The following is a 12,893-nucleotide window of genomic DNA, read 5'->3' as shown; positions in this document are numbered from 1 at the left end:
GGATGTCGGGAACACATAAGTATCTGGAGGGGAACCCAGAGATGAGCTACCACCAGCCGGGTCCGTACGGAGGGCCGCCGCAGCAGCAGCCTGGACCGTACGGAGGGCCGCCGCCGCAGCAGCAGCCGGGTCCGTACGGCCAGCCGCCGCAGGCGCCCCAGCCCGGCTACGGCTACCCCCAGCAGGCCCCGCCGCAGCCGGGGCCCTACGGCCAGCAGCCCGGTTACGGCTACCCGCCCCAGGGTGTTCCCCCGCAGCAGAACCCGTACGGCCAGCAGCCGCCGTACGGTCAGCCTCCCTACGGCGTTCCGCAGCCGCCGGCTCCGGGCGGCGGGAAGAAGAAGACGGGCCTGGTCATCGGCGCGGTGGCGGTGGTGGCCGCCGTGGCGGTCGGCGCGTACTTCGTGCTCGCCGGGGGCGGGAGCGGCGGGCTCAAGGACGACGGGCCGCACAAGCTGAGCGCGCCGGCCTCGGTCCTGTCCGCCAAGTACAAGCGGGTGGGTGACTCCAGCGAGCAGAAGACGAGCTCGAGCGACGCCGAGGACCTCGCCAAGTCCGGTGTCACCGACGCCACTTCGGTCACCGCGATCTACTCGACCGTCGACCTGGAGTCCCTGGACACCAGCAACCCGGCGGACGTGGCGAAGGCGCAGACCGCCGAGAACGTCACCCTCTTCGGCGTGTACGGGTCGGTGAAGGACCCGCAGGCGGCGCTGGACGCCACCTTCGCCAACATGAAGAAGGACAGCAGCTCGGACGACGACGTGCAGTTCGTCGGCGACGCCCGGTCCGTCTCGCCCGACGGGCTGGACGGCGCGGTGATGAAGTGCCAGCAGGCGAAGGGCAAGAACCAGCTCACCGGCAAGGCCCAGACGGCCTACCTGTGCATCTGGGCGGACTACAGCACCATCGGCATGGTGGAGCCGACGGCGGCGGTGAAGTCGTACAGCATCGACGAGTCGGCGAAGATCGCGGCCGATGTACGCGGTGAAGTGCGCGTCGCCAAGTAGCCACCGCCGACCCACACGAAAGCGCCGGGCCCTCCTCCGAGGAGGGCCCGGCGCTTCGGTGCTGACGTGGTTACGCCGACTTCTGCTCCCCCGCGCCCCGGCCGCGCGCGTCGCGCGGGATCAGGGTCGGGTTGACGTTGGAGTGGACGACGTCGGCCGTGATGACCACGCGGGCCACGTCCTTGCGGGACGGCACCTCGTACATCACGGACATGAGGACTTCCTCCATGATGGCGCGCAGGCCGCGCGCGCCGGTCTGGCGGAGGATGGCCTGGTCGGCGATGGCCTCCAGGGCCTCGCGCTCGAAGTCCAGCTCCACGCCGTCGAGTTCGAAGAGGCGCTGGTACTGCTTCACCAGCGCGTTGCGCGGCTCGATCAGGATCTGGAGCAGGGCCTCGCGGTCCAGGTTGTGCACCGAGGTGATGACGGGCAGCCGGCCGATGAACTCGGGGATCATGCCGAACTTCACCAGGTCCTCGGGCATGACGTCCTCGAACTGGTCCTTGGACTGCAGCTCCCGCTTGGAGCGGATCGTCGCGCCGAAGCCGATGCCCTTGGCACCCGCCCGGGACTCGATGATCTTCTCCAGGCCGGCGAACGCACCGCCCACGATGAACAGCACGTTCGTCGTGTCGATCTGGATGAACTCCTGGTGCGGGTGTTTGCGGCCGCCCTGCGGCGGGACCGACGCGGTGGTGCCCTCCAGGATCTTCAGCAGGGCCTGCTGCACGCCCTCGCCGCTGACGTCCCGGGTGATCGACGGATTTTCACTCTTCCGCGCGACCTTGTCGATCTCGTCGATGTAGATGATCCCGGTCTCGGCCTTCTTGACGTCGTAGTCGGCCGCCTGGATCAGCTTGAGGAGGATGTTCTCGACGTCCTCGCCCACATAGCCCGCCTCCGTCAGCGCGGTCGCGTCGGCGATCGCGAACGGGACGTTCAGCATGCGGGCCAGGGTCTGCGCCAGGAGCGTCTTGCCGGAGCCCGTGGGGCCCAGCAGCAGGATGTTGGACTTCGCCAACTCGATGGCGTCCTCGCGGCTTTGGCCGCCGCCGTTCTCACCGGCCTGAACCCGCTTGTAGTGGTTGTACACCGCGACCGAGAGAGCCTTCTTGGCCGGCTCCTGGCCGACCACGTAGCCCTCCAGGAACTCGTAGATCTCGCGGGGCTTGGGGAGTTCCTCCCAGCGCACCTCGCTCGTCTCGGCGAGTTCCTCCTCGATGATCTCGTTGCAGAGGTCGATGCACTCGTCGCAGATGTACACACCGGGCCCTGCGATGAGCTTCTTGACCTGCTTCTGGCTCTTGCCGCAGAACGAGCACTTGAGCAGATCGCCGCCGTCACCGATGCGTGCCACGGTGTGCTTCCCCTTCGCCTGGGAGACGCCTGGACTCTTTCGAATCCAGCGGCTCCTGGTGCTGCCTTATGTCGACGGTACCTTGCCGGGCCCCCCGTACGGGCCCCCCTTGGCACGGTTCACTTTGACGTGCACCTTGCCGAGCCCGCGGTCAAACCGGGCCAAGGGCGGCAGAGACTACATCCTCTGTCAGCGGACGTCAGCGTTGTTCATCTTCCGGGTGGAGATGATCTGGTCCACGATGCCGTACTCCAGCGCTTCCTCGGCCGTGAGGATCTTGTCGCGCTCGATGTCCTCGCGGATCTTCTCGATCGGCCGCTTGGTGTGCTTGGCCAGCATGTCCTCCAGCTGCTCGCGCATCCGGGTGAACTCGTTGGCGATGATCTCCAGGTCGGAGAGCTGGCCGCGGCCGGTGGAACCGGCCGGCTGGTGGATCAGCACACGGGAGTTCGGCAGCGCCATGCGCTTGCCGGGCGTGCCGGCGGCCAGCAGGATCGCGGCGGCGGAGGCCGCCTGGCCCATGCAGACCGTCTGGATGTCGGGCTTCACGAACTGCATCGTGTCGTAGATCGCCGTGAGGGCGGTCATGTCGCCGCCCGGGCTGTTGATGTAGATCGAGATGTCCCGGTCGGGGTCCATCGACTCCAGGCACAGCAGCTGCGCCATGACGTCGTTGGCGGAGGCGTCGTCGATCTGGACGCCGAGGAAGATCACGCGCTCCTCGAAGAGCTTCGCGTACGGGTCGTACTCGCGGATGCCCTGGGAGGTGCGCTCGACGAAGCGCGGGATGACGTAGCGGGCGTCGGGCCGGGGCCCGTCGTAGCGGGCGTCAGCAGCGCCGGGGATGTTGCTCATGAGGGTGTTCACCGTCCTGGTGGCGTTCGGGGGGCTGGAGTCTCGGCGGAGCGTGGCGTGGCCGGGCTCAGGAGGCGCCGGTACCGCCGCCTCCCGGAACACCGGAGGCATGCGTGATGATCCCGTCAATGAGACCGTACTCCTTGGCCTCTTCCGGGGTGAACCAGCGGTCGCGGTCGCCGTCGCGGACGATCGTCTCGACGGTCTGGCCGGAGTGCAGGGCGGTCAACTCGGACATGGTCTTCTTGGTGCGCAGCAGGTACTGGGCCTGGATCTTGATGTCCGAGACCGTACCGCCCAGGCCCGCGGAGCCCTGGTGCATCATGATGTCGGTGTGCGGCAGGGCGAAGCGCTTGCCGGCGGTGCCGCCGGTGAGCAGGAACTGACCCATCGAGGCCGCCATGCCCATCGCGATGGTGACCACGTCGTTCGGGATGAACTGCATGGTGTCGTAGATCGCCATACCGGCCGTCACCGAGCCGCCGGGGCTGTTGATGTAGAGGAAGACGTCCTTGTTGGGCTCGGCCGCGAGCAGCAGCAGCTGCGCGGTGATCTTGTTGGCGATGTCGTCGTCCACCTGCTGGCCCAGGAAGATGATCCGCTCGCCGAGCAGCCGGTTGTAGACCTGGTCGCCGAGGCCACCACCGAAGGAAGGCTCGCCGGCGGCGGAGGGCATCAGATTCGTCACGTATCCACCTGCTCGTCTTACGACGGCGCCGGGCCGTCTCACGTTTCCGTAGCCGGGGGCTTGGCTGCCCTCGTACTCATGGACCCTAACGCGATGGTCCCTTCCGGGAATCCCGGTAACAGCGCTGTTCGCCGGGGGCGTAGCGGCTACGCCGGTGCGCCGACGGCTACTCGGCGTGGTTGTGCGGGTGCGTGGGCGCGTGCGGGAGCACCGTGGATTGTCGCGCCCACGCGGCGGTAGCCGCCTGGCGAATGCAGCCCCGCGCCCCTTTGGGGCGCGCCGCAGCCCAGGGGATGGCAAAGGGGCCCCCGGGACAGTGCCCCAGGAGCCCCCTGTACGCCGTTACGGGCGCCGTAGGGCTCAGCCCTCGGTCTTCTCCTCGGCGGGGGTGTCCGTGGCGTCCGTGGCCTCGGCGGCGGCCTCGGTGGTCTCCGCCTCGGTCTCGTCCTCGTCGTCCAGGTCGACGAGCTCGCCGTTGGTGTCCTTGACCGTGGCGGCCTCGACCACGACGGCCAGGGCCTTGCCACGGGCCACCTCGCCGACCAGGAGCGGGACCTGACCGCCCTCGACGACGGCCTGGGCGAACTGGTCCGGGGACATGCCGGAGGAGGCCGCGCGCCGCATGAGGTGCTCGGTGAGCTCCTCCTGGTTGACGTTCAGCTTCTCGACCTTGACCAGCTCGTCGAGAACGAACTGGGTCTTGATGCCCTTGACCGCGGCTTCCTTGGTCTCGGCCTCGAACTCCTCGGCGGTCTTGCCCTGGATCTCGAGGTATTTCTCGAGGTCGAGGCCCATCTGGCCGAGCTGGTGGTGCTCCAGGTTGTGCTTGCGGGTGTTGATCTCGTCCTCGAGCAGCTTCTCGGGGACGGGCACCTCGACGAGCTCCAGGAGCTTCTCCAGGACGCGCTCCTGGGCCTGCGTGGCCTGGTCGTACGTCTTCATGTCGGCCAGCCGCTTGCGGCTGTCGGCCTTCAGCTCGTCCAGGGTGTCGAACTCGGAGGCGAGCTGCGCGAACTCGTCGTCCAGCTCGGGGAGTTCACGCGCGGCGACCTGGGTGACCTTGACGGTGACCTCGGCCTCCCGGCCGGCCGCGGAGCCGCCCTTGAGCTCGGAGGTGAAGGTGGCCTCGCCACCGGCCTCCAGGCCCTTCACGGCGTCGTCGATGCCGTCGAGCAGCTCGCCGGAGCCGATGGTGTAGGACACACCGCTGGCGATGCCGTCCTCCAGCACCTCGCCGTCGACCTTGGCCTCCAGGTCGATGGTGACGACGTCACCCTCCTCGGCGGCCCGCTCGACCGGAGAGGTGGACGCGAAGCGCTCGCGGAGCTGCTCCACGGACTTCTCGATGTCCTCGTCGGTCACCTCGACGGCGTCGACCTCGACCTCGATACCGGAGTAGTCCGGGATCTCCAGGGCGGGGCGGATGTCGACCTCGGCGGTGAAGTTCAGCGTCTCGCCGTCCTTCAGCTCGGTGATGTCGACCTCGGGCTGGCCCAGCGGGTTGAGCTCGGCCTCGTTGACCGCCTCGGTGTAGAACTTCGGAAGCGCGTCGTTGACGGCCTCCTCCAGCACCGCACCGCGGCCGAACCGCTGGTCGATGACGCGGGCCGGGATCTTGCCCTTGCGGAAGCCCTTCACCGTGACCTGCTGGTTGATCTTCTTGTACGCCGCGTCGAGGCTGTCCTTGAGCTCCTCGAAGGGCACCTCGACAGTGAGCCGAACCCGAGTCGGGTTCAGGGTCTCCACGGCGCTCTTCACGGTTCGGTCTCCTTGTGGCTGACTGCTTGGGTTCTGCCGGGACCAGAGAGGCCCGGCGGAGTTTCGCCGCCCGGAGGAGTTCGTAGGCCGCCGAGTGGGGGCCGGGACACGCGGGCGCGCAGCTTGCATAGTAACCGCAGCCGCTCAGCGCCCCAAAAGGCGATCAAGACGGACGCCGTCATTCGGTGGTCGGGGTGGCGGGATTTGAACCCACGGCCTTCCGCTCCCAAAGCGGACGCGCTACCAAGCTGCGCCACACCCCGTTTCGGTGCGACACGTAGGGTACATGCCCGGGCCGCCCACGTCGGCCGCTTTGTTCACCCGCGTCGGACTCACATCCGCGAGGACCAACACGTTGGCCTACGCGCTGTACGACCCGCTACGATGCACTCTGTGCCGCGGTCACGGACCTGCGGCGCGTGTTGTGCGGGCGTAGCTCAATGGTAGAGCTTCAGTCTTCCAAACTGACTACGCGGGTTCGATTCCCGTCGCCCGCTCCGCGTGGCGAAGGCCCAGGCGAGAGGTTCCGACCTCCTGCCTGGGCCTTCGGTGCGTCCAGGGCCGGGCCGCCCCTCACCGTCGTGGGCCGGGCAAGCCGACCGCGCGGACGGAGAAGCGGACGCCGTACAGGGCGTACGGAATCTACGTCTGGCGTTCCGTTGTCCACGTCTGTCCACGTCTATCCACGTCTGCCCACGCCTCGAGCTCCGTCGCGCCGGTTCGGGCGCGCGCCCGCGCGCGCCCCCGCGGTCAGAAGCTGATCGAGTTGATGGTCTGCGCTATCGAGTCGAGGAAGCGCTGGATGGAGGGGGCCATCCCGGTCGACGCGAGGAAGAAGCCGAAGAGGACGGCGACGATCGCGGGGCCGGCCTTGATGTTCCCCCCTCTGATCAGCACTACCAGGATGATCGCCAACAGCAGCACCACAGACAGTGAAATGGCCACAACTGATCACGCCCTCGGTCGGTTCCGCTCTCCCGGCCCGGGGGTACGACCCCGCACCCCCGCCAGAACCATCGTGCCACCAACCCGGCCGCACTATGCGGCCCGTGACACAACGTCGACAACTCACCGCCCACCGACCCCCGCCCGCACAGTAATTCGAGGCTCCACCCGGCCGTAGATCCAAGGCAATTGGCGGACATGGTTTCGGTGTCCACACAACGCGCGCGCAGCCAATTCGAATTGTTGACACAGGCATCACAAAGCAGGGTCGCGCGCAGGCGTTATGCACCAATTAGTCAGGATGAATAGGGACATCGTGGGTGTAAGTGCCGCATGAAACTGCATGGGTACAGGAGTCGACCTCGGTAAATCGACCGGCGGTTCACAGGCGATCACGGCGGATATCCAGCATTCACGCCTGCGGTTTTACGAAATCCCACAGGCGCCGCTAGGGTGCCTCAGATGTTTGCCGCCGCCACGTCCCCCGGCCAGAACCCAGCACCGCGTCCCCCCGCCCGGCCGCCGGCGGACAGACAGCGCGACGCGTTCTTCGACAACGCCAAGTACCTGGCGATCGTGCTCGTCGCGATGGGTCACTCCTGGGAGCCGCTGAAGGGCGACAGCCGCGTCCTGACGGCGCTGTACTGCGTCGTGTACGCCTTCCACATGCCGGCGTTCATCATCATCTCCGGCTACTTCTCCCGGAACTTCGACATGCGCCCGGACCGGCTGAAGCGGCTGGTCACCGGTGTCGTCGTGCCGTACGTCCTGTTCGAGACCGCCTATTCGCTGTTCCAGCGGTACGTCGCCGACTCCCCCGGTCAGGACATCAGCCTGCTCGACCCCTGGTACCTGACCTGGTTCCTGTGCGCGCTGTTCGTCTGGCGGCTGACCACGCCGATCTGGCGGGCGGTCCGCCACCCGCTGCCCGTCGCCTTCCTGGTCGCGATGCTGGCGTCCGTGTCCCCCAGCATCGGTGACGACCTGGACCTCCAGCGGGTCCTGCAGTTCCTGCCGTACTTCGTGCTCGGCCTGTGCCTGCGGCCCGAGCACTTCCGGCTGGTACGCCGGTGGCCGGTGCGGATCGCCGCGGTGCCGGTGTTCGCGGTCGCGCTGGCGTTCGCCTGGTGGTCGGTGCCGCGGATGAACACCGCGTGGTTCTACCACCGGGACTCCGCGCAGGAGCTGGGTGCGCCGTGGTGGTGCGGGCCGGTGATGGTGCTCGCGATGTTCGGCTGCTCGATGCTGCTGACGGCCTGCTTCCTGTCCTGGGTACCGGGCCGGCGGATGTGGTTCACGGCACTGGGCGCGGGCACGCTGTACGGCTATCTGCTGCACGGGTTCGTCGTGAAGTACGGCGACCACGCGGGCTGGTTCGACCCGAGGTGGCTGCACGGCCCGCTCGGCGAGATCCTCGTCACCGCGATCGCCGGCGTCACCGTCACGCTGCTGTGCTCCCGGCCCGTCCAGCGGGTGTTCCGGTTCGCCATGGAGCCGAGGATGGCCTGGGCGTTCCGGCAGGACCCGGCGGAACTGGCGCGGGGCCGGCAGAGCCGGGAGGACCGGGAGGACCGGGAGATGGCCAACGCGTGAGTCCGCTTACGCGGACAGACCGAGGAGGGCGCGCATCCGGGCGTACTTCTCGGTCAGCCGTTTCCGGGTGTCCTCGTCGAGTACGGCGAGACGGTCGGGGTCGGCGTTGTGCGCGAGGTCGGCCTGTTTGACGAGGAGCGCGCCCGGGGTGTCGAGGATGCGGCGGGCGTACGCCTCGGGGGGCTCGCCGGGGCGTTTGGTGACGGCGAGGACGATGGCCCTGGTGCGGGCGGTGAGGGGGGCCGCCGCCAGCCAGTCCGCCGTGAGGGCGTGGTCCTCGACGGCGTCGTGCAGCCAGGCGGCGGCGATCTGCTCCGGGTCACCGCCGCGCGCGCGGACGCCTTCGGCGACGGCGGCGAGGTGCTCGGCGTAGGGGCGGCCGGCCTTGTCGGTCTGCGCCGCGTGAGCGGCTCGGGCGAGCGCCTCTACTTCGGAGAGGGAGAGCGGGGTCGGGGTCACCGTGCGAGTATCCCGTGGCGGGGGGTGAGGCACGACTGCCCGCGACTGAAGCGCCCTGAAGGGGCGCGGGGCCGTTATTCGATGTGCGGCTACCGCCGCGTGGGCGCGACCAGCCCCCACCGGCCCGCAGCCGACCGTCGGCCACCCGCCCGCTATCTCACCGCGCCGCCTCCCGGCAGATCAGCAGCAGCGCCCGGTCGTCGTTCACGTCCTTCGCCACCGCCTCGATCAGGTGCCAGGCCGCCCCGTGGAAGCCGCCGGCGACATAGCGGTCGGCCTCTCCCGTGAGGCGGTCGATACCCTCCACGATGTCCCGGTCCGACGTCTCCACCAGGCCGTCCGTGAAGAGCATCAGGACGTCCCCCGGGCGCAGCGAGCCCTTGACCGAGTCGAACTGCGCGCCGTCGTACACGCCCAGGAGAGGCCCCTCCGCGGCCTTCTCCTCCCAGCGGCCGCTGCCCGCGCTGAGCTGGAGGCCCGGGGGGTGGCCCGCGGAGTAGAGCTCGTAGTCGCCGGAGTCCAGGTCGAGGACCAGGTGGATCGAGGTGGCGAAGCCCTCGTCCCAGTCCTGGCGCAGGAGGTACCCGTTGGCGGCGGTGAGGAAGGCATGCGGGGGCAGGGACCCCAGGAGGCCGCCGAACGCGCCGGACAACAGCAGGGCGCGGGACGCCGCGTCCATGCCCTTGCCGGAGACGTCCGTGAGGACGACCTCCATCGTGCGGCCGTTGTTCGTGCGGGCCGCGACCACGAAGTCGCCGGAGAAGGACTGCCCGCCGGCCGGTCGCAGGGCCATCTCGCGGTGCCAGCCCGGCGGCAGCTTCGGCAGCTTGCTCTGCACCCGGATGCGTTCGCGCAGGTCGAAGAGCATGGTGCCGCCGCGCCGCCAGGGCACGCCGACCCGGCTGCGGAACTGGGCGGTGAGCAGACCGAAGAAGCCGCAGGCGGCGACGACGAGGACCACGCCCGGGGTGACCCGGGAGGGGCCCTCGGTGTAGGGGCCGAGCCGTACCGACTCCACGATCAGTGCCGTGGCCGCCGCCGCGTACAGGCCGAGCAGGCTTGCCGGGCGCAGCAGCAGGCCGCCCGCGATGATCGGCAGGACCAGGGAGGCCGGGGAGAACCACACCGAGTTGGCGAGGGTCATGGCCGCCAGCACCGGGACGGTCAGCAGCAGTCCGACGAGCGCGATCCAGTCGGAGCCGTCGCCGCGGAAGTAGTCCACGGCGCTTCTGCGCAGGCCGACGCGGGCCCGGTGCCACTGCATCTTCCACCGGGCCGTGAACGTCTCGGCCTTTCCGCGCCGATCTCCGTCTACTGCCATTAGTTCGGGACCCTATCCATCGGACCAGCTGCTTGGCACGGGAGGTCCCACTTGTCCCCCGTCCGAGGTTCACCGTCGACTGCGACTTCACAGTGAACTTCACCGGAAGCCCCCGCGTCGCCGTCCGGGAGAAATTCGCTGGCTCGTCCCGCATTGCCCCTGATAGGCATGGCGTATGGCGAGTGACCGTACGACCGAGTTGAAGGTGTTGCGTGCCGAGGAGTTCGACGGCTGGTGGGACCACCTGGTACGGGCTTTCGGGGCCGGCCCGGCGTCGGCCGAGGAGCGCGAGCTGGACCGGTCGCTGACGGAGGTCGAGCGTTCGCTGGCCGTCTGGGACGGGGGCGAACTCGTCGGGACGGGCGGGGCGTTCAGCTTCCGGATGACCGTGCCGGGCGGTGCCGTGCTGCCCGTGGCCGGCGTCACCATGGTGAGCGTGTCCGCGACGCACCGGCGGCGCGGGGTGCTGACCGCGATGATGCGGCGCCAGCTGGACGACGTACGGGAGCGGGGCGAGGCGCTCGCCGCGCTGACCGCCTCCGAGCCGGCGATCTACGGCCGCTTCGGGTACGACGCGGCGACCTACCAGCTGCACGCCGAGATCGACACGAGCCGGGTGACGCTGGACGTACCGGCCGGCACCGACGACGTACGACTGCGGTACGCGGCGCCGGCCGACGTGCTCGACGCGTGCGAGGCGGTGTACGCGGAGCTGGTACCGCTGCGGCCCGGGATGCTGGCCCGGCAGCCCGGCTGGGAGCGGGCGGGGCTGCTGGACCCGGAGAGCGAGCGGGACGGCGCGTCGGCGCTGCAGTGCGTGGTCGCCGAGCGGGACGGGCGGGTCACCGGGTACGCGCGGTTCCGCACCAAGCTGGGCTGGTCGCCGAGCGGGCACGACGGCACGGTGACGCTGGAGGACCTGGCCGCGCTGGACGCGGCGAGCGACGCGGCGCTGTGGCGGTTCCTGTTCGGCATCGACCTGATGTCGAAGCTGACGGTACGGGGGCGGCCGGTCGACGACGCCTGGCAGTACCTGGTCTCCGACGTCCGGCGCTGTCTGACGCGGGTGCGGGACATGGGGTACGTCCGTCTCGTCGACGTCGGTGCGGCGCTCGCGGCGCGGACCTACCAGGCGCCGGTGGACGTGGTGCTGGAGGTGGCCGACGCCTTCTGCCCGTGGAACGCGGGGCGCTGGCGGCTGACCGGCGACGCCAAGGGCGCGTCCTGCGACCGTACGACCGACACGGCCGAACTCGCCCTGTCCGTACGGGAGCTGGGGGCGGCGTACCTCGGTGGTGTCTCCCTGCAGTCGCTGGCCCGCGCCGGCCGGGTGCGGGAGCTGCGGCCGGGGGCGCTGGCGGAGGCGTCGACGGCGCTCGGGTCACCGGCGCTGCCGTGGCTGCCGCACGGTTTCTAGTGCGCGCCGCTCAGCGTTCCTGGCAGCGGGGGCACCAGAAGAGGTTGCGGGCGGCGAGGTCGGCGGTGCGGATCCCGGTGCCGCAGACGTGGCAGAGCAGGGTGGCCCGGCGGTAGACGTACACCTCACCGCCGTGGTCGTCGACGCGCGGTGGGCGTCCCATCGCCTCCGGGGTGTGCTCGGGGCGGACGGTGTCGATGCGGTTGTTCCGCACGCCTTCGTGCATGAGTTCGACGAGATCGGCCCAGACGGCGTCCCACTCGGCCGGGCTGATCTCCTTTCCGGCGCGGTAGGGATCGATTCCGTGCCGGAACAGCACCTCGGCGCGGTAGACGTTGCCCACCCCCGCGATGACCTTCTGGTCCATCAGCAGCGCGGCGACGGTCGTACGGCTGCGGGAGATCCTCCGGTACGCGACGCCCGGGTCGGCGTCGGCACGGAGCGGATCCGGGCCGAGGCGGGCGTGTATCGCGCTCTTCTCGCCATCGGTGATCAGGGCGCAGGTGGTGGGGCCGCGCAGGTCGACGTAGGAGGTGGCGTCGGCGAGGCGGAGCCGGACGGTGTCGGTGGCGGGGGGTGCGGGGGCGTCGCCGAAGGTGACCTTGCCGAAGAGGCCGAGGTGGATGTGGACCCAGTCGCTGTCGCGGAAGGCGAGGAAGAGGTGCTTGCCGTGGGCCTCGGTACGGGTGAGGGGGGCGCCGTCGATCAGCTGGGCGGCGTCGGAGAACTTGCCCTGCGGGCTGCTGACCCGCACGGGTCCGCTGAGGCGGCGGTAGTCCAGCGCCAGCCGGTGGATCGTGTGCCCTTCCGGCACGAAAGCCATTCCTTTCCCACCCACCCGACTCGGTCGGTGGAGAGGTGAACGTCGAGGGCCAAGGGCCCGGCCGCCCGCAGCCGAACGACTACCGGGCCGCCCCTGGTCAGAGACACGGCCCCCGCTACGGCTGGGGGTGGTGCCCCGGGATCGGCGGGAGGTCGCCCGTCGTCTCGTACTCCGTCAGCATGTCGATGCGGCGGATGTGGCGTTCACCCTCGGAGAACGGCGTGTTCAGGAAGGTCTCGACGAACTTCGTCGCCTCCTCCTGCGTGTGCATCCGCGACCCCACCGCGACGACGTTCGCGTTGTTGTGCTGCCGGCCGAGCGACGCGGTCTCCTCGCTCCAGGCGAGGGCCGCACGGACGCCCTTCACCTTGTTCGCGGCGATCTGCTCACCGTTGCCGGAGCCGCCGATGACGATGCCGAGGGACTCGGGGTCCGCCGCCGTCCGCTCGGCCGCGCGGAGGCAGAAAGGCGGGTAGTCGTCCTGGGCGTCGTAGATGTGGGGGCCGCAGTCGACGGGGTCGTGACCCGCTTCCTTCAGCCACTCGACGAGGTGGTTCTTGAGTTCGAAGCCCGCATGGTCGGAGCCGAGATACACGCGCATGGGACGAGTGTGACATGCCCGTTAACGCACGGCAGCGTCGGGGCTGGGCCCCGGAAAGTGTGAGTA

General features: G+C 69.5%; 12 protein-coding genes and 2 tRNA genes. 4 read left to right on the top strand and 10 right to left on the bottom strand.

The features are described 5' to 3' along the window. Positions 1-41 precede the first annotated feature (41 nt). Positions 42-1,010, top strand: coding sequence for a hypothetical protein (locus tag ACGFZQ_RS02705; RefSeq protein ID WP_393838843.1), 969 nt, complete (start codon positions 42-44; stop codon positions 1,008-1,010). Positions 1,011-1,080: 70 nt separating this feature from the next. Here ACGFZQ_RS02705 and clpX read toward each other — a convergent pair whose 3' ends face one another. From clpX to ACGFZQ_RS02680, 5 genes are all read right to left on the bottom strand, one after another. Then, positions 1,081-2,367 carry an ATP-dependent Clp protease ATP-binding subunit ClpX gene (clpX, locus tag ACGFZQ_RS02700; protein ID WP_351691081.1) on the bottom strand — a complete coding sequence of 429 codons (1,287 nt, stop codon included), beginning with the start codon at positions 2,365-2,367 and terminating at the stop codon, positions 1,081-1,083. Positions 2,368-2,556: 189 nt separating this feature from the next. Beyond that, on the bottom strand, positions 2,557-3,222 hold the full coding sequence (locus tag ACGFZQ_RS02695) for an ATP-dependent Clp protease proteolytic subunit (protein ID WP_217549465.1): 666 nt from the start codon (positions 3,220-3,222) through the stop codon (positions 2,557-2,559). A 67-nt stretch (positions 3,223-3,289) separates the two neighbouring features. Beyond that, the gene (locus ACGFZQ_RS02690) at positions 3,290-3,898 is read right to left on the bottom strand and encodes an ATP-dependent Clp protease proteolytic subunit (protein ID WP_351735432.1); all 609 of its coding nucleotides are present in this window, start codon (positions 3,896-3,898) and stop codon (positions 3,290-3,292) included. A gap of 372 nt (positions 3,899-4,270) precedes the next feature. Beyond that, positions 4,271-5,668, bottom strand: coding sequence for a trigger factor (tig, locus tag ACGFZQ_RS02685; protein WP_351735331.1), 1,398 nt, complete (start codon positions 5,666-5,668; stop codon positions 4,271-4,273). 186 nt (positions 5,669-5,854) lie between these two features. Next, positions 5,855-5,931: transfer RNA gene (locus ACGFZQ_RS02680), tRNA-Pro, on the bottom strand. A gap of 163 nt (positions 5,932-6,094) precedes the next feature. Here ACGFZQ_RS02680 and ACGFZQ_RS02675 point away from each other — a divergent pair. Next, a tRNA-Gly gene (locus tag ACGFZQ_RS02675) sits at positions 6,095-6,165 on the top strand. Positions 6,166-6,418: 253 nt separating this feature from the next. On the opposite strand, the gene ACGFZQ_RS02670 is transcribed toward ACGFZQ_RS02675, so the two are convergent. Then, positions 6,419-6,613, bottom strand: a complete 195-nt coding sequence (locus ACGFZQ_RS02670) for a hypothetical protein (RefSeq protein ID WP_123976981.1) — start codon at positions 6,611-6,613, stop codon at positions 6,419-6,421. A 462-nt stretch (positions 6,614-7,075) separates the two neighbouring features. Here ACGFZQ_RS02670 and ACGFZQ_RS02665 point away from each other — a divergent pair, with 462 nt between their 5' ends. Next, on the top strand, positions 7,076-8,206 hold the full coding sequence (locus ACGFZQ_RS02665) for an acyltransferase family protein (protein WP_393838842.1): 1,131 nt from the start codon (positions 7,076-7,078) through the stop codon (positions 8,204-8,206). 6 nt (positions 8,207-8,212) lie between these two features. Here ACGFZQ_RS02665 and ACGFZQ_RS02660 read toward each other — a convergent pair whose 3' ends face one another. Then, positions 8,213-8,665, bottom strand: coding sequence for an HD domain-containing protein (locus tag ACGFZQ_RS02660; RefSeq protein WP_393838841.1), 453 nt, complete (start codon positions 8,663-8,665; stop codon positions 8,213-8,215). Positions 8,666-8,822: 157 nt separating this feature from the next. Beyond that, on the bottom strand, positions 8,823-9,986 hold the full coding sequence (locus ACGFZQ_RS02655) for a PP2C family protein-serine/threonine phosphatase (RefSeq protein ID WP_351735325.1): 1,164 nt from the start codon (positions 9,984-9,986) through the stop codon (positions 8,823-8,825). Between the two features lie 175 nt (positions 9,987-10,161). Between ACGFZQ_RS02655 and ACGFZQ_RS02650 the strand changes: the two genes are divergently transcribed. Then, complete coding sequence (locus ACGFZQ_RS02650; RefSeq protein WP_393838840.1) at positions 10,162-11,403, top strand: GNAT family N-acetyltransferase; 1,242 nt, start codon at positions 10,162-10,164, stop codon at positions 11,401-11,403. A 10-nt stretch (positions 11,404-11,413) separates the two neighbouring features. Here ACGFZQ_RS02650 and ACGFZQ_RS02645 read toward each other — a convergent pair whose 3' ends face one another. Both ACGFZQ_RS02645 and ACGFZQ_RS02640 read right to left on the bottom strand, forming a co-directional pair. Next, positions 11,414-12,217, bottom strand: coding sequence for an Fpg/Nei family DNA glycosylase (locus tag ACGFZQ_RS02645; RefSeq protein WP_393838839.1), 804 nt, complete (start codon positions 12,215-12,217; stop codon positions 11,414-11,416). 124 nt (positions 12,218-12,341) lie between these two features. Then, complete coding sequence (locus ACGFZQ_RS02640; protein WP_393838838.1) at positions 12,342-12,827, bottom strand: ribose-5-phosphate isomerase; 486 nt, start codon at positions 12,825-12,827, stop codon at positions 12,342-12,344. Positions 12,828-12,893 lie beyond the last annotated feature (66 nt).

The organism is Streptomyces sp. NPDC048254, from assembly GCF_043201895.1.
Lineage (GTDB): Bacteria > Actinomycetota > Actinomycetes > Streptomycetales > Streptomycetaceae > Streptomyces.
This window is presented reverse-complemented; position numbering and strand designations above follow the sequence as displayed.

Excerpts from the sequence above, each read along its gene's own strand:
- ACGFZQ_RS02665 (WP_393838842.1), top strand. The coding sequence starts at position 7,076 with ATGTTTGCCGCCGCCACGTCCCCCGGCCAGAACCCAGCACCGCGTCCC.
- ACGFZQ_RS02655 (WP_351735325.1), bottom strand. The coding sequence starts at position 9,986 with ATGGCAGTAGACGGAGATCGGCGCGGAAAGGCCGAGACGTTCACGGCC.
- ACGFZQ_RS02695 (WP_217549465.1), bottom strand. The coding sequence starts at position 3,222 with ATGAGCAACATCCCCGGCGCTGCTGACGCCCGCTACGACGGGCCCCGG.
- ACGFZQ_RS02690 (WP_351735432.1), bottom strand. The coding sequence starts at position 3,898 with ATGCCCTCCGCCGCCGGCGAGCCTTCCTTCGGTGGTGGCCTCGGCGAC.
- ACGFZQ_RS02650 (WP_393838840.1), top strand. The coding sequence starts at position 10,162 with ATGGCGAGTGACCGTACGACCGAGTTGAAGGTGTTGCGTGCCGAGGAG.
- ACGFZQ_RS02640 (WP_393838838.1), bottom strand. The coding sequence starts at position 12,827 with ATGCGCGTGTATCTCGGCTCCGACCATGCGGGCTTCGAACTCAAGAAC.
- ACGFZQ_RS02705 (WP_393838843.1), top strand. The coding sequence starts at position 42 with ATGAGCTACCACCAGCCGGGTCCGTACGGAGGGCCGCCGCAGCAGCAG.